The sequence below is a fragment of the Sagittula salina genome (assembly GCF_017813235.1).
Taxonomy (GTDB): Bacteria; Pseudomonadota; Alphaproteobacteria; order Rhodobacterales; family Rhodobacteraceae; genus Sagittula; species Sagittula salina.
In genome coordinates this window covers 337,198-352,198 of sequence record NZ_JAGISH010000003.1, presented here as the reverse complement: position 1 = coordinate 352,198, position 15,001 = coordinate 337,198, and the positions used below count along the sequence as shown (strand labels likewise).

Here is a 15,001-nt window from a genome sequence, read left to right as displayed (position 1 = left end):
CCATGCGGGTGGAATTGCATTTGGAAAAAATCCTCATGTGCGTCGAATTTTTTGCGGAGGAAGTCACATGCGGTTCGATTTGCCTGCGGCAAATCCCATGCGGGTCGATCTGGATGCGGGACAAATTGTCAGCTGACAACATTTAACGTACGGTAAGACACCCGTGACCAGAAGCTAAATCCCGCGCCGCGCCCCTGCGTCCTCGCCTTGAAAACACCTCCCCACGCGAAGGTGGCAGGGCCGGCTTGGCAGCCTTAGAGGTCCGTCACCCGATCCACGTCCGCCAGCACATCGACCTCCGCCACCCGCCAGCCCGGCAGTGTGTCGCGCGTGTCGCGGAGCGCGTGCTCGGTCGACCAGCGCACCCCGCGCATGAAGCCCGGCGGTAGTCGGGCGGGGTGCCGTGCGCCAACCAACCAGTATCCGCCGTCCGGCGCGGGGCCAAAGACCGCCCGGGACGACCCCAGTGCCCGGAAAGCCCGCGCGACCTGCGCCCGGCCTATGCCGGGAATGTCCGCGCCGATCACGCAGACCGGGCCGGGAAAGCGGCGCAGCGCGCGGGCCATGCGGGCACCTAGGTCGCCGCCGCCCTGCGGAATGCGCGGCAGATGGGAGGGCCACGCGCGGGATACCACGGCGGCGTCGGGGGCGACGGCCAGCACCAGGTGCCAGCGCGGGTCCGCCACCCGCCGCAGGAGCCGTGCGACCTGATGGCGGAACCACCAGCAGGCGGCCACCTGCCCGATGTCGCGGCCAAGCCGCGTCTTGACCCGTCCGGGGCGCGGTTCCTTCAGCATGACGATCAGGGTCGGTGTCACAGGGGCAGGTCCATGTCCCGGTGCGGCACCGTGCCGTCGAGGTATTCATCGCCATAGGCGCGGAATCCGAGGCCTTCGTAGAAGGGCAGGGCGTGGGTCTGCGCGCTGAGGTAGACGCGGGTGACGCCCGGCGTGGCGCGGAAATGCGCGATGCCGAAGTCGACCATGGCCGCGCCAAGACCCCGGCCTCGGTAGGGCTTCAGCACGCAGATGCGGCCGATCTTGCCTGTTGTGCCATCGCGCAGCAGTCGGGCGGAGGCCACCGGCGCGCCCGCGTCGCGAACCACCAGTTGCACGGCATCGCCGTCGCGGTCGTCCCATTCCTCCGCCTCGGTGAAGCCCTGTTCCTCGATGAAGACCACACGGCGCACGTGGTGCGGGTCGCGCAGGTTCTGCGTGATCTCGACCATCATGCGAAATAGTCGCGCAGCATCCGGGTGTAGATCGCCTTTAGCTGGCTAATCTGTTCGACGGAGACGCGTTCGTCCACCGCATGCATGGTCTGACCGACGAGGCCGAATTCGACCACCGGGCAATGGTCCTTGACGAACCGCGCATCCGAGGTGCCGCCGGTTGTGGACAGCTCCGGGCGCTGGCCGGTCTCCGCCTCCACAGCCTTTGCCACGAGGTTGGAAAGGTCGCCGGGCGGTGTCAGGAAGCTCTCGCCCGAGATCTTCACCCGGACCTCCGTCGCGGTGCCGTATTCCGCGTCGACCTTCCGCGCCTCCGAGCGCAGCCAGTCCGACAGCGCCGCGCCCGTGTGCAGGTCGTTGAAGCGGATGTTGACGCAGGCGCGGGTCTGCGCCGGGATCACGTTCGTCGCCGGGTTGCCGGTGTCGATGGTCACCACCGCCAGCGTCGAGGCGTCGAAGTGGTCGGTGCCCTTGTCCAGCTCGTGCGAGGCAAGCCGGTCCATGAGCCGCGCCATGGCGGGCAACGGGTTCAGCGCGCGATGCGGATAGGCGGAATGGCCCTGCTTGCCGGTCACGGTGAACCATGCAGACAGCGACCCGCGCCGCCCGATCTTCATCATCTGGCCCATGTGGTCGGGGCAGGTGGGTTCGCCCACGATACAGGCCGACATGCGCTCCTGCTCCGTCGACATCCAGTCGAGCAGGGCGGTGGTGCCGTCGGTCGATTCCCCCTCTTCGTCGCCGGTGATGGTCAGGATCACCGCGCCGTCGGGCGGCGTATGGGTGACGAAATCGATGGCGGCGGCGGCAAAGGCGGCGACGCCGGATTTCATGTCGGTGGTGCCGCGCCCGTACATCATGCCGCCCTCGATCTCGGCGCCGAAGGGGTCATGCTTCCAGTCGTCACGATTGCCGATCGGCACCACGTCGGTGTGGCCGTTAAAGCCGAAGGTCCTCACGTGGCCCTTCTGTCCCCAGCGGGCAAAGAGGTTCGGCGTGCCGTTGCGGTCCACCCGCGTGCAGTCGAAACCCGCGGCGGAGAGCAGGTCCTGCAGCAGCACCAGCGCGCCGCCGTCTTCGGGCGTGACGGAGGGGCAGCGGACGAGGCGGGCGGTGAGGTCTACGGGATCGGTCATGGGTCCTCCGGGAATGTCGGCCCATGGCTAGCGCGCCCCGCGACGGTTGGCAAATGGCTGGCCCCAAGGATGGGGTCGGCATTGCGCGCCTGTCAGGGCGGGGGCGAATTTTCTGGAAAAACGGGCGCGGCGGGGTGCGTCAGTCGAAGAAGGGCGAGACCTGCGCCACGATCACGGCGTTCTCCGCCAGCGCGCGGTCCATCAGCTCCGCCTCGTCGTCCTCGATCTCGTGGCCCTGGGCCACGCGCTCCTCACGGGTGCCGTAGCCGGTGACATCCAGCGGCGCCATATCGGCCTGCTTGAGGATGGCGACGGTCTCGCGGACGGCCTCGGCCTCGTCCACGCCGGAGGCGTAGCACATCAGCGCCGCCCCGGTGGCGTCCTTGGGCAGGCCGTCCCCGGCCTTGCGGCCGACTTCGACCAGAAGGGTGTAGACCTGTTGTATGCGGGGCTTCTTTTCCATGCGCCGCTCTTCATCCGCCGCGCCCCGCTTGTCAAGCGCGCCAACGCAAAGGGGCGGCCAGTTCGGACCGCCCCCCCATGGTGCCGTTCGGCGCCGATCAGTCGCGCAGCAGTTCGTTGATGCCGGTCTTGGAGCGGGTCTTCTCGTCGACGCGCTTCACGATCACGGCGCAGTAGAGGTTGACGCCGTTCTTCGACGGCATGGAGCCCGCCACGACCACCGAGTAGGGGGGCACTTCGCCGTACATGACGTCGCCGGTCTCGCGGTCGACGATCTTGGTCGACTGGCCGATGAAGACGCCCATGCCCAGCACGGAACCCTCGCGGACGATGCAGCCCTCGACCACCTCGGAGCGCGCCCCGATAAAGCAGTTGTCCTCGATGATGGTCGGGCCGGCCTGCATCGGTTCCAGCACGCCGCCGATGCCGACGCCGCCCGAAAGGTGCACGTTCCTGCCGATCTGCGCGCAGGACCCGACGGTGGCCCAGGTGTCGACCATCGTACCCTCGCCCACATGCGCCCCGAGGTTGACGAAGGACGGCATCAGCACCACGCCCGGCGCGATGTATGCGGACTTGCGCACGACGCAGTTCGGCACCGCGCGGAAGCCCGCGGCCTTCCACTGGTTGTCGCCCCAGCCCTTGAACTTCGAATCGACCTTGTCCCACCAGCCGGCACCCTGCGGGCCGCCGTCGTGCTGTTCCATGTCCTTGAAGCGGAAGCCGAGCAGCACGGCCTTCTTGGCCCACTGGTTGACGTGCCAGGACCCGTCGGCCTGCTTTTCCGCGACGCGCAGCGCGCCGGAGTCCAGCGCGTTCAGCGTGTCCTCGATGGCCTCGCGGGTTTCGCCCGTCGTCGACGGGGTGATGGTGTCGCGCGCCTCCCAGGCGGCTTCGATGGCGGCTTCCAGCTGTGCGTTGGACATGGATCCTCTCCCCTTCGCGCAAGATTGTTCCGGGTCGCTATAACGACGCGTGTCCTGCGCGTCCATGCGTTCGCGCACGCGGTGGCCGCGCCGCGCGCTTTGGCCTCAGGCGCGGGGCGCGGCCCGCGTTCATTTTTTGCGCGCCGCTGGCCCTTCTTCACGCGACGCTATACTTCTGATGCGAGGACAAGGTGTCCGCGCCGCAGGGGCGCACCGGCCCGACCGGAAGAACACCCGCAGGAGACCCAGAATGACCGACGCCCGCAGCAATCCGCTTCGCGATGCAGGCAGCGATATCAAGACCGCGCGCCACGTCCCCGAGACGCTGCAGTCAAGGTCGCCCAGCTACCGGCTGGCCTTTGCCGACGAGGAATTCCTTGCCAAGGACGAGCTGCGCCCGGTGCGCCTGCAGCTGGAACTGTTGAAGTACGAAATGCTGATGGACGAACATCAGATCGATTCAACGGTCGTGCTGTTCGGTGGCGCACGCATTCCCGCACCAGAGGAGAAGCACACCGCGCGGACGCAGACGCTGGCCGAGCTGTCCCATTTCTACGAGGAGGCGCGCCAGTTCGCCCGGCTGATAACGCGCAAGTCGCTGGAAAGTGGTAACCGCGAATGGGTGGTGGCGACGGGCGGCGGCCCCGGCGTTATGGAGGCGGGCAACCGCGGCGCGGCGGAAGAGGGGGGCGTTTCCATCGGGCTCAATATCGTGCTGCCGCACGAGCAGGCGCCGAACCTCTTCGTGACGCCGGACCTTGCCTTCAACTTCCACTACTTCGCCATTCGCAAGATGCATTTCCTGATGCGCGCGCGGGCGGTTTGCGTCTTTCCCGGCGGGTTCGGCACGCTGGACGAGCTGTTCGAATCGCTGACCCTGATCCAGACGGGGCGGATGCGGCCGGTCCCCTTCCTGCTGTTCGGCAAGGACTTCTGGCAGAAGATCATCAACTGGGAGGCTCTCGCGGACGCGGGCACCATCAGCGCCACCGATCTGGATCTTTTCTCCCTGGTCGATTCGGCACAGGAGGCGATCGACATCATCGAGGCCTGGGTGGAGCAGCCGCGCCGGGGCGCGCTTCCCGGCCGCTGAGTTAGGGGTCCTGGCCGTATCCTGACCGGGCCTCGGGGTCCGTCCAGCCTACTCCGTCACGCCACGTCGGTCATCAGGCCAAGTCAGCCGGACCAAGTCAGCCGGGCCACGTCTGTCGGGCCAGATCGGTTAGGTCAGGTCGGTCAGGCCAGCCCGGTGCGGGCGCCGTCTGCCGGTGCCGGCTCCACCCAGCGGGCGATCATGGCGCGGGCGGCGGCCTCGTCGCGGGTCTCCAGCGCGAGGCGCAGTTCCTTCAATGCGGTTGCCACCTCGAATTCCGACAGGCGATCCTCCTGCGCGCGGCGGATCTTTGGATGCGGGGTGGTCAGCATGTCACAGGATATCAGCAGTTCCTCGTGCAGTTTTTCGCCCGGGCGCAGACCGGTCACGGCGATCTCGATATCGCCATCGGGGTTGGCGGCGTCGCGTACGGTGTAACCCGCGCCTTCGATCATCTGGGCCGCGATGCGGGCGATGGGCACCGGGTCGCCCATATCCAGCACGAAGACATCGCCACCGCGCGCGAAACTGCCGGTCAGCAGCACCAGACGCACCGCTTCCGGGATCGTCATGAAGTAGCGAGTGACCTCAGGGTGCGTGAGCGTCACCGGTCCGCCGCGGGCGATCTGTTCCTCGAAGAGCGGCACGACCGATCCGCTCGACCCCAGCACGTTGCCGAAGCGCACCATGGAGAAGACCGTCCATTCGGAGCGTGCGGCAAGGTCCTGCACCACCAGTTCGGCCAACCGCTTCGAGGCGCCCATGACATTGGTCGGGCGCACGGCCTTGTCGCTGGAAATCAGGATGAAGCGCGCCACCGAACAGGCGCGCGCCGCCTCTGCCATCACGCGGGTGCCCAGCACGTTGTTCTGAAGGCCCGCCAGCGGATTCGCCTCGACCATGGGGACGTGTTTGTAGGCGGCGGCGTGCAGGACGACGTCGATCTCGTGGCGGCGCAGGCTCCGGGTCATCAGGTCGGCGTCGAGCACGCTGCCCAGCACGGCCTCGATCTCCGGTCCGGGTCCCTCGCCTTCATCGATCAGGCTGCGCAGTTCCTTTTCGATGGTGTAGAGCGCCAGTTCCGAGTGATCCACCAGCACGATCCGCTCCGGCTCGCAGGACAGCAGCTGCCGGCAGAGTTCCGACCCGATGGAGCCGCCCGCCCCGGTCACGAGGATGCGCTGGCCAAGGTAGCTGTGGCTGACACCGGGCAGTTCGCGTTCCAGCCCGCTGCGGCCGAGCAGGTCGGCGACCGGCACCGGCGCGCCCTGCGCGGGGCGTAGCCCTTCGCGCACCAGCGCGGCAAAGCAGGGCAGCGCGTGCACTTCGGCGTCCAGGTGGCGCAACCGTTGGCGCAGCCGCGCCACGTCCGCCGCCGAGGCGTCCGGCATCGCCAGAACGATCCGGTCCACGCGCCGGTCGGCCACCAGTTGCGGCAGACGGGAGGGGCCAAAGACCCTGAGCCCGGCGACAACCTGCGATTGCAGTGTGGGGTTGTCGTCGATGAAGCCCACGATCCTGATGCCCCGCGCATGGCGCAGAGCCGCCTGCAACTGTTGTCCGGCGGTGCCGGCGCCGTAGATCAGCACGCGCAGCGTATCGGGACCGCTGAGGTAAATATGATGGGTGAGCTGGCGCAGAGTCACGCGCCACCCCGCCGAAAGCACCATGACCAGCAGGACAAAGGTCACATGGGCGACAGGCGGAACCGCGCCGCCCAGCACCGGTGACAGGCCAAGGTGTGCGGTCCCCAGCGCCAGTGCGTAGATCACCGTATGCGTCACGCCGCGCGCCTCATAGGCGTTGAGCCTGCTTCGTGTCAGCCCCATGACCCAGCCCAGAACCGCCGCCCAGATCGCCAGGACCGTCCCGAGCAGCCAGGGCGCCGGAGTGTCCGGCAGGGTCTGCGCGCCATCCAGAAGGCGGACGAGCATGACCGCAGCCAGCACCGTCACCGCGTCCAGCAGGACAAAGGCTACCTGTTTCTGCCCGCGCGTCAGCCGCGTCACCATCTGGAAGAGCATGTGCCAGACCCCCTCGTTCGGGGACGCCCATCGCCCCCGGTGATGCGCCACGGGCGCCACATGATCGTCACGAAACCCGTCGTGAAGCCATGTGCGGCCCCCGTCGGTACTGCCGGGAGTTCTGGCACGCCGGGGGTTAAGGCGGATTTAAGCGCGATGGCCACCCTGCTTTTCCGGCCTTTCCCCTGCGGACGTCCTGCGGTATGACGCGCGCCAGTCGGGCGGGCAAAGCCGCGTCTGGCGCAAACCCAAGTCAGGAGGGCCGAATGGGCTACCGGATCGTCGTCGTAGGCGCCACGGGAAACGTGGGCCGCGAAATGCTGAACATCCTCGCCGAGCGGGAATTCCCCGTCGACGAGATCGCCGTGCTTGCCTCGCGCAAATCTCTCGGCACAGAAGTTTCCTTCGGCGACAAGACCCTGAAGACCCGGGACCTGGCAACCTTCGACTTCACCGGCTGGGACATCGCGCTCTTTGCCGTGGGATCCGGCCCGACAAAGGAGTTCGCGCCGAAGGCCGCCGCGGCGGGCTGCGTGGTGATCGATAACTCGTCGCTGTATCGCTATGACCCGGACGTGCCGCTGGTGGTGCCGGAGGTGAACGCCGATGCGGTGTACGGCTACACCAAGAAGAACATCATCGCGAACCCGAACTGTTCGACCGCCCAGATGGTCGTCGCGCTGAAGCCGCTGCACGACCGCGCGAAGATCAAGCGCGTCGTGGTGTCGACCTACCAGTCGGTTTCCGGCTCCGGCAAGGAAGGCATGGACGAACTGTGGGAACAGACCAAGGCGGTTTACAATCCGGTGAAGGACGTGCCACCGAAGAAGTACCCGAAGGAAATCGCCTTTAACGTGATCCCGCATATCGACGTCTTCATGGAGGACGGTTCCACCAAGGAAGAGTGGAAGATGGTCGCGGAAACGAAGAAGATCATCGACCCTTCGATCAAGCTGACCGCGACCTGCGTGCGGGTGCCGGTCTTTGTCGGCCACTCGGAAGCGATCAACATCGAGTTCGAGGACTTCCTCGACGAGGACGAGGCGCGCGACATCCTGCGCGAGGCGCCCGGCATCATGGTGATCGACAAGCGTGAGGACGGCGGCTACGTGACGCCGAAGGAATGCGTCGGCGATTTCGCCACCTTCATCAGCCGCATCCGGCAGGACAGCACCATCGACAATGGCCTGAACCTGTGGTGCGTCTCGGACAACCTGCGAAAGGGCGCGGCACTGAACGCGGTTCAGATCGCCGAGGTGCTGGGGCAGAAGTGCCTGAAGAAAGGCTGAAGACCGGTCAAGTCGCCTTTGCCTGAACGATTCGCGCGCTGCCCCGATGGGGTGGCGCGTTTCGCGTTTGCAGGGGGCGCTGCCCCTTGCTTGGTTGTCAATCTTAACAGCGCGCTGGGGATCGCAACGCAAACGGGCGGCGCACTGTCAGACCCTGTTCGAAGGGATGGGGGAGCTAGGCTTCCGCGCCGCGCGCTGTCGCGCGCCAAACTGGAAAAGTCGTCTCGAAAGTGTTAAGAATCCTTCATGAACGCGCGACCGCGCGCCGCCAGAATGGCGAACAGGACGGCCCGACAGCCCCCCTTTGCCTCTCTCCACTCTCTCCGCGGAGGGGTGTCGGGCCAGACCATCTCGTGTCAATGACTGCTGTCGGGACTGCTGCCGGGACTGCTCCGGGGGAGCTCCTGCGGCCAAATGTGCCCCGCGTGAGAAGGGGCACCGAGACGCGCTCTCTCTGCTCTTTTTCTTCTGGTAGGCCACAGCGGAATGGACCGGCTTCAAGAGGGAACGTGTGACGCCCAGTGCGTCCGGGTCACCGGAATGGCGCAGAGTTAACACACGGTTTTACAATCTGCGCGAGCCTGTGGATAACCGGGGTGGAATGCCATATTTGCGCCGTATTCTCTTGCCACGGTTGTTGCTCAGGCAAGGACAATTCCTATGAGATATCAACCCACCGCCCAGGCCGGGTGGGGCGGGGTCCGCGATGCGGGTCTCCCGGCTCCGCTTGACTGCGAGTCGCGCACCATGCTGCGCATTTTTCTAGCGCCGATTTTCGAGACCGGCGAGAGCTGGCAGCAGATCGCCGGAACGCTACGGGCAAAAGGCTACGCCCTGAGCTTTCGGGAAGGCCACCTCGTGGTGCTCGATGATCGCGATCGCGCGCTGTGCACCGGCAGCGACCTCGGCGTGCCGATGGCCGCGATCTCCGCGCGCATCGGCCGGCCCTGCGTTGTCGCCCGCGCCGATGGCCATGCGGGCGACCTGCGCCCCGTCTGACGGGGCAGGACGCGATCAGACCGGCACGAAACGCCCGGTTCCGGGCTCCAGGTTCTGCAGCCCGCCCTCGCCGATGTCGGTCCACAAGCCGTGCAGCGACAGTTCGCCGGCCTCGACGGCACCTTGCACGAAGGGGAAGGTCATCAGGTTGCGCAGGGACACCCGCACCGCCTCGTGCTCCAGCGCGCGGGGCATGTCGGGGTCATCCTTCACCGCCTCGTATCCGGGCTTCAGGATGTCCATCCAGCGCCCGACGAAGGAGGACGTCTCCTCCAGTTCCGGCGCGCGGCCCTGACACATGTCCAGACATCCCTGAACGCCGCCGCAGCTGGAATGCCCGAGCACGATCACATGCGCCACCTTCAGCGCCGTCACGGCGTATTCCACCGCGGCCGAGGTGCCGTGGTGATTGCCGTCCGGTTCGTAGACCGGCACGAGGTTTGCGATATTGCGGTGAATGAAGAATTCGCCCTGATCCGCCCCGAAGATCGACGTCACATGCACCCGCGAATCGCAGCATGAGATCACCATGGCCCGCGGGCGCTGGCCTTCTGTCGCCAGTCGTTTGTACCATGCGCGGTTCTCTGCGTAGGTGGTCGCCTTCCAGCCGTGGTATCGCGTGACCAGATAGGCGGGCAGGGGTTTCGTAAACTCCATTCGTGCCTCCGTTCGGGAACGTGAAATATTCTTGCTCCCCCGATTAGGCGGGATTCAAGCGAAATGCGAGGGAAAACAGAGTTGGGGAATAACCATTTGGGAAGGCCCCGCGTTGCAGTTTGCACATGGCTGTGGGGGCCAAGGAATGGGGTGAGATGTGAACGAGGTGACGTACCTGTCGCCGGTGGAGTGTCCCGATATGGACACGGCCCAGATCCGGACTCTGTACCAGGACCTTGGTCCGCATACGGCCGAGGACGTGATCTGCCGCGCCATGGAGCAGTTGGCACAACGTTTGTGCCAGGTGCAGGAAATGGCCCTGACCGGCCCCCGCGAAGACATGCACAAGACTCTGCGGTCGCTTTCCGCGATCGCGGAACAGATCGGTATGCGGTCGCTGAGCCGCGTGTCGCACGACGTGATGACCTGTCTCGAATTCGGCGACCTCGTGGCGGAGTCCGCGACATTGGCGCGGCTGGCCCGCACCGGGGAGCGGTCGCTGACGCAATTGTGGGATATCAATGAATTCTCCATCTGATTCCGCGGCTTGATCCGCGGTACGGCAGCGGGCGCCGCCCCACGGCGCCTGCACCCGAGAAATCCGCTTGCAGCGCCCTGCGGGCGGGCTAGGCTTGGCTCCGAACCAGGCACAGGAGCCCGCATGTCCCCCCGTTTTGCCCCCGCCGCAGAGGCCATTCCCCTGCACGTCCTGACCCCGGAGACGCTGGAGAACTGGATCGCGGATCAGCCGCCCCGCGTGGCGGCCTGGGTGCGGGGCAGCGGATTTTCCGGCGCGCTGGGCAGCGCGTTGATGATCCCGGGCGATGACGGTGGCCCCGTGGCGGCGCTGGCGGGTTACGGCACGCCGGAGCAGCGGGCGCGTCAGCGTTTCCCGCTGGCAGGGGCGGTGCCCGCGCTGGCGCCGGGGGCGTACCGGCTTGCCTCCGGTCAGCTGGATAATCCGGCGACGGAGGCGCTGGGCTGGTTACTCACCACCTACCGGTTCACCCGCTACAAGGATGCAAGCGCCGCCGACCGCCTTCTGGCAGCACCCGGCGGGTTGGATACCGCCCGGATCGAACGGCTGGCAGAGGCGGAGTTCCTGACCCGCGACCTCGTCAACATCCCTGCCGAAGACATGGGACCCGAGGCGCTGGAACAGGCCGCGCGCACACTTGCGGAGCGGTTCAACGCCCGGATGGAGGTGACCACCGGCGAAGTACTGCTGGAAAAGAACTTCCCCCTGATCCACACCGTCGGCCGTGCCGGGCCGCAGGCGCCGCGCCTGATCGACCTGCGTTGGGGGTCGGAAGGGCCGCGCGTGACGCTGGTCGGCAAGGGCGTGTGCTTTGACACCGGGGGGCTGAACCTGAAGCCGGGCACTTCCATGGGGATCATGAAGAAGGACATGGGAGGCGCGGCCAATACGCTGGGGCTGGCGCAGATGATCATGGCCTCCGGGCTGAAGGTGCGGCTGCGCCTGCTGATCCCGGCGGTGGAAAACTCCGTTACCGGCAACAGCTTCCGCCCCGGCGACGTGCTGGCCTCGCGGCTGGGAAAAACGGTGGAGATCAACAACACCGACGCGGAGGGGCGGCTGGTGCTGGCCGATGCGCTGGCCTTCGGCGCGGAGGAAAGCCCCGATCTGATGCTGTCGATGGCGACGCTGACGGGGGCCGCGCGGGTGGCGGTCGGCCCCGACCTCGCGCCCTTCTACTGCGACGACGAGGGTTTCATCGAGGCGCTGACCAAGGCGGCGCGCGACGAGGCTGATCCGGTCTGGAGGATGCCCTTCCACGAACCCTACGAGGCGATGATCGAACCCGACATCGCGGATCTGGACAATGCACCCTCGGGCGGCTTCGCGGGCTCCATAACGGCGGCGTTGTTCCTGCGCCGTTTCACCGCAGGTGCCGGCATCTACGCGCATTTCGACATCTACAGCTGGCAGCCCGCCGCCGCGCCGGGCCGGTCCAAGGGAGGTCTCGGTCAGGGGCCGCGCGCGATCCTCGCCGCGCTGCCGCAGGTGCTGGGGCTGTGACAGACCCGCGCAGCACCCCCGCCAACGACCGCGTCGTGGCCCGTTGGCGGGCGGCGGAGCACCCCGCCCTCATCCCGGTCGATCCCAGGCCCGCATGGCTCGCGGAATCCGTCTCCGACCTCTGCCGCAGGCCGGACGGGCAACGTGACCGGCAGCTGGTCTATGGCCAGCGTTTCGATGTGCTGGAGCGCCGCGATGGCTGGGTATTCGGCATCGCGCCGGAACTGGGGGGGTACGCCGGCTGGCTGCGCGAAGCGGCCCTGCTTCCCGTGCGTCCGCGACCCGACCCGACCCACCGGGTGGGGGTTCGGCAGACCCACGTCTACCCCGCGCCGGACTTCAAACAGCACGAAACCCATGCCCTCCCGCATGGCGCCGCGCTGGCCGTTTCCGGCACCGAAGGCCGCTTCGCCCGCACCGAACTGGGCTGGATACCGGCAGCCCATCTGTCGCAGGCCGTTCCGGCCGACCCGGTCGCCATGGCCGAGCTTTACCTTGGGGTGCCCTACCTCTGGGGCGGCAACTCGATCTGGGGCATCGACTGTTCGGGCCTTGCGCAGGTCGGCTGCCGGGCGCTCGGGATAGACTGCCCCGGCGACAGCGACATGCAGGCGCGGGATCTGGGCGAAACGCTGCCCCCCGGCACGCGCCCGCAACGCGGCGACCTGATGTTCTGGCGCGGGCATGTGGCCTGGGTTGCCGACCCGGAGACATTGCTGCACGCCAATGCGCACACGATGTCGGTGGCTTTCGAACCGATCCGCAGAGCCATCGCCCGCATTGAGGAGCAGGGCGAAGGCCCCGTCACCCGTCACGCCCGCATCCGATAAGCGGGTCTGCTGTTTCTCCGTGGTTAAAATACTCCGGGGTGAGGCCGCAGGCCGAGGGGCAGCGCCCCTACCGCCATACCAGATCGCGACACATGACCTGGCACACCAGAAAGGTATACGATGATGTCCGACCCGTTCTTTCACCCAGTCTCCGGCTTTGACCTGCCGCGCTTTGCGGGCGTCCCCAGTTTCATGCGCCTGCCGGTCGTGACGCCCGACCATCCGCGTTTCGCGGATGTGGCGATCGGCCTCGTCGGGGTGCCGTGGGACAGCGGGACCACCAACCGGCCCGGCCCGCGCCACGGGCCACGCCAGTTGCGCGATGCCTCCACCATGATCCGGGCGCAGCACAGCGTCACCGGCCTGCGTCCCTTCGAGGCGGCGAACTGCGCCGACCTTGGCGACGTGGGGCCGAACCCGGCTGACATTCAGGACAGCATGGCGCGGATCACGGCCTTTTACGACCGGCTGGTGGCGCAGCGCATCCGGCCCCTGACGGCGGGCGGCGACCACCTGACCTCGCTCCCGGTGCTGCGCGCACTGGCCAGGGACGAAGCGCTGGGCATGATCCATTTCGACAGCCACACGGACCTCTTCCACAGTTATTTCGGTGGCACGATGTACACCCACGGCACGCCTTTCCGCCGCGCGGTGGAGGAAGGGCTGCTCGATCCAAGGCGCGTCATCCAGATCGGTATCCGGGGCACGATGTATGACAGCGAGGATCGCGACTTTGCGAAAGCCGAAGGCATCCGCATCGTCGAGATCGAGGAATTGTTTGCCCGCGGCATCCCGGACGTGATGGCCGAAGCGCGCGAGATCGTGGGGGCCGGGCCGACCTATGTCAGCTACGACATCGATTTCGTCGACCCGACTTTCGCCCCCGGCACGGGCACGCCGGAGGTCGGCGGCCCGAACAGTTTTCAGGCGCTGCAGGTCTGCCGCGAACTCTACGGGGTGGATATCGCGGGCGCGGATCTGGTCGAGGTTTCGCCGCCGTTCGACGCCTCGGGCGGGACGGCCTTCCTTGGCGTGTCGATCATGTTCGAATTGCTCTGCGCGATGCTGGCCGCCTGAGCCTGAGCCTGAGCCGCGCCCGAGTCCTCCACGGACAATCGTGAACCGTCCCGCGGATCAGTCGACGGGGCGGATCAGCTTTCGATCCAGCAGGCGGAGCACGGCCTTCAGATCGTGTCCGCGCTTCAGGACCTGCCCCTCCGTGCCGATGAGGGCATATTCGCCCTGCCGGGCGCGCAGCTTGGGACGTTTTTCTATGCGGTACAAAGGGGTCTCGGCGGTGCGGCGGAAGACGGAGAAAACCGCCACGTCGCGCAGGCTGGATATCCCGTAGTCACGCCATTCCCCGGCGGCGACCATGCGGCCATAGAGCGACAGGATGACGTTCAGCTCTGTCCGGTGAAAGGCCACGACATCCTGCGGCTGGCCATGACCGGGAAAGGGGGTGAGGCTGTTCATGACTCAGATTTGCGCCTTCTCCGGGGCAAATCAAGAGCTTTGCGTAAAGGAGAACCGGCGCGCCACATCTTCCGAGGCGGCGGGCATGGCGGGCATCTCGCCCTCGGCGGTGTCCAGCCATGCCTCGGTGCCCGGGGTGAGGCGCGCGTAGGCACGGGCCATCGCCCGGTGCAGGTCGCGCGGGGCGATATCGGCGGGCATCAGGTCCGTCGGCACCTCCGGCCAGCGCAGGATCAGCCGCCGCCAGCGGTGCACCAGAAGCAGTCGCGCGGCCGCGTGATCCAGAGGGGTATCCCCCACCAATTCCTGCGCCACGAGGTCAACCGCCATGCGCTGCAGCGCCAGCCGGTGCGCGGGGTCCAGTCCCTCGGCCACGGCGGCGGCGCTTTCGGGGGCCAGCGCCCCGGTGATGCGCATTCCCTGCGGTGCGTCGCTGACGGGGGCCGGGCGCAACCCGCCGCCTGCGACCTTCAGGCCCCCCACGGCGGGGCTGTCAAAGACCCACGTCCCCACCGACCTCTCGCGCGGGGGGGCGTAGATGCGCTGTGTCGCGGGGGCGAATTCCTGCAATCCGCGCGCGGTCAGGGCGTAGCTGCTGGTGCGGCCGCTGCGCCGCCCTTCGACCCAGCCGTCCTGCGACAGGCGGGAGAGCGCGGTGCGCACGGCCCCGGTTTCCACGCCCACGCGGGCCAGCAGGCGGCTTAGCCGCGCGGTGGCGATCCGCCCCCCGCGCGGCACCACGCAATCGCCGAAGACAGTGATCACCAGCGACCAGATGCGCGGGCGCCCGTCGGCGTTCAGGGTCTCTATCAGCGGGCGTAGCGGGTCCATGTTACG

General features: G+C 67.2%; 16 protein-coding genes. 7 read left to right on the top strand and 9 right to left on the bottom strand.

The features are described from left to right. Window positions 1–254: 254 nt before the first annotated feature. The 5 genes from J5474_RS07925 to dapD all read right to left on the bottom strand — a co-directional run bounded on the left by J5474_RS07925 (window position 255) and on the right by dapD (window position 3,755). Complete coding sequence (locus tag J5474_RS07925) at window positions 255–818, bottom strand: TIGR04282 family arsenosugar biosynthesis glycosyltransferase (RefSeq protein ID WP_209360269.1); 564 nt, start codon at window positions 816–818, stop codon at window positions 255–257. Further along, window positions 815–1,231, bottom strand: a complete 417-nt coding sequence (locus J5474_RS07920; protein WP_209360268.1) for a GNAT family N-acetyltransferase — start codon at window positions 1,229–1,231, stop codon at window positions 815–817. The genes J5474_RS07925 and J5474_RS07920 overlap by 4 nt, the downstream gene beginning before the upstream one ends. Continuing rightward, the gene (dapE, locus tag J5474_RS07915; RefSeq protein ID WP_209360267.1) at window positions 1,228–2,367 is read right to left on the bottom strand and encodes a succinyl-diaminopimelate desuccinylase; all 1,140 of its coding nucleotides are present in this window, start codon (window positions 2,365–2,367) and stop codon (window positions 1,228–1,230) included. Before dapE ends, J5474_RS07920 begins: the two co-directional genes overlap by 4 nt. 139 nt (window positions 2,368–2,506) lie before the next feature. Next, window positions 2,507–2,830, bottom strand: coding sequence for a hypothetical protein (locus J5474_RS07910; RefSeq protein ID WP_209360266.1), 324 nt, complete (start codon window positions 2,828–2,830; stop codon window positions 2,507–2,509). Window positions 2,831–2,927: 97 nt separating this feature from the next. After that, the gene (gene dapD / locus J5474_RS07905) at window positions 2,928–3,755 is read right to left on the bottom strand and encodes a 2,3,4,5-tetrahydropyridine-2,6-dicarboxylate N-succinyltransferase (RefSeq protein ID WP_209360265.1); all 828 of its coding nucleotides are present in this window, start codon (window positions 3,753–3,755) and stop codon (window positions 2,928–2,930) included. Window positions 3,756–4,005: 250 nt separating this feature from the next. On the opposite strand from dapD, the gene J5474_RS07900 reads away from it, so the two are divergent. Then, window positions 4,006–4,848, top strand: coding sequence for an LOG family protein (locus J5474_RS07900; RefSeq protein ID WP_209360264.1), 843 nt, complete (start codon window positions 4,006–4,008; stop codon window positions 4,846–4,848). 143 nt (window positions 4,849–4,991) lie between these two features. Here J5474_RS07900 and J5474_RS07895 read toward each other — a convergent pair whose 3' ends face one another. Next, entirely contained in the window at window positions 4,992–6,872 is a 1,881-nt protein-coding gene (locus tag J5474_RS07895) for a polysaccharide biosynthesis protein (protein ID WP_209360263.1), read from the bottom strand. 266 nt (window positions 6,873–7,138) lie between these two features. Between J5474_RS07895 and J5474_RS07890 the strand changes: the two genes are divergently transcribed. Both J5474_RS07890 and J5474_RS07885 read left to right on the top strand, forming a co-directional pair. Next, window positions 7,139–8,161 (top strand): aspartate-semialdehyde dehydrogenase, encoded by a 1,023-nt coding sequence (locus J5474_RS07890; protein ID WP_209360262.1) that lies wholly within the window; start codon window positions 7,139–7,141, stop codon window positions 8,159–8,161. A gap of 747 nt (window positions 8,162–8,908) precedes the next feature. After that, window positions 8,909–9,160 carry a hypothetical protein gene (locus J5474_RS07885; protein ID WP_209360261.1) on the top strand — a complete coding sequence of 84 codons (252 nt, stop codon included), beginning with the start codon at window positions 8,909–8,911 and terminating at the stop codon, window positions 9,158–9,160. A 15-nt stretch (window positions 9,161–9,175) separates the two neighbouring features. Here J5474_RS07885 and J5474_RS07880 read toward each other — a convergent pair whose 3' ends face one another. Then, a complete protein-coding gene (locus J5474_RS07880) occupies window positions 9,176–9,817 on the bottom strand; it encodes a carbonic anhydrase (protein WP_209360260.1) in 642 nt (213 codons plus the stop codon). Between the two features lie 157 nt (window positions 9,818–9,974). Here J5474_RS07880 and J5474_RS07875 point away from each other — a divergent pair, with 157 nt between their 5' ends. From J5474_RS07875 to speB, 4 genes are all read left to right on the top strand, one after another. After that, a complete protein-coding gene (locus tag J5474_RS07875; protein ID WP_209360259.1) occupies window positions 9,975–10,355 on the top strand; it encodes a hypothetical protein in 381 nt (126 codons plus the stop codon). Window positions 10,356–10,478: 123 nt separating this feature from the next. Further along, a complete protein-coding gene (locus tag J5474_RS07870) occupies window positions 10,479–11,858 on the top strand; it encodes a leucyl aminopeptidase family protein (protein WP_209360258.1) in 1,380 nt (459 codons plus the stop codon). After that, a complete protein-coding gene (locus J5474_RS07865) occupies window positions 11,855–12,688 on the top strand; it encodes a C40 family peptidase (RefSeq protein WP_209360257.1) in 834 nt (277 codons plus the stop codon). The genes J5474_RS07870 and J5474_RS07865 overlap by 4 nt, the downstream gene beginning before the upstream one ends. 120 nt (window positions 12,689–12,808) lie before the next feature. Next, complete coding sequence (speB, locus tag J5474_RS07860) at window positions 12,809–13,765, top strand: agmatinase (protein WP_209360256.1); 957 nt, start codon at window positions 12,809–12,811, stop codon at window positions 13,763–13,765. Window positions 13,766–13,822: 57 nt separating this feature from the next. On the opposite strand, the gene J5474_RS07855 is transcribed toward speB, so the two are convergent. Next, on the bottom strand, window positions 13,823–14,164 hold the full coding sequence (locus J5474_RS07855) for a DUF2794 domain-containing protein (RefSeq protein WP_209360255.1): 342 nt from the start codon (window positions 14,162–14,164) through the stop codon (window positions 13,823–13,825). Window positions 14,165–14,194: 30 nt separating this feature from the next. Next, a complete protein-coding gene (locus tag J5474_RS07850) occupies window positions 14,195–14,995 on the bottom strand; it encodes a PaaX family transcriptional regulator C-terminal domain-containing protein (RefSeq protein WP_209360254.1) in 801 nt (266 codons plus the stop codon). Between the last annotated feature and the right edge of the window lie 6 nt (window positions 14,996–15,001).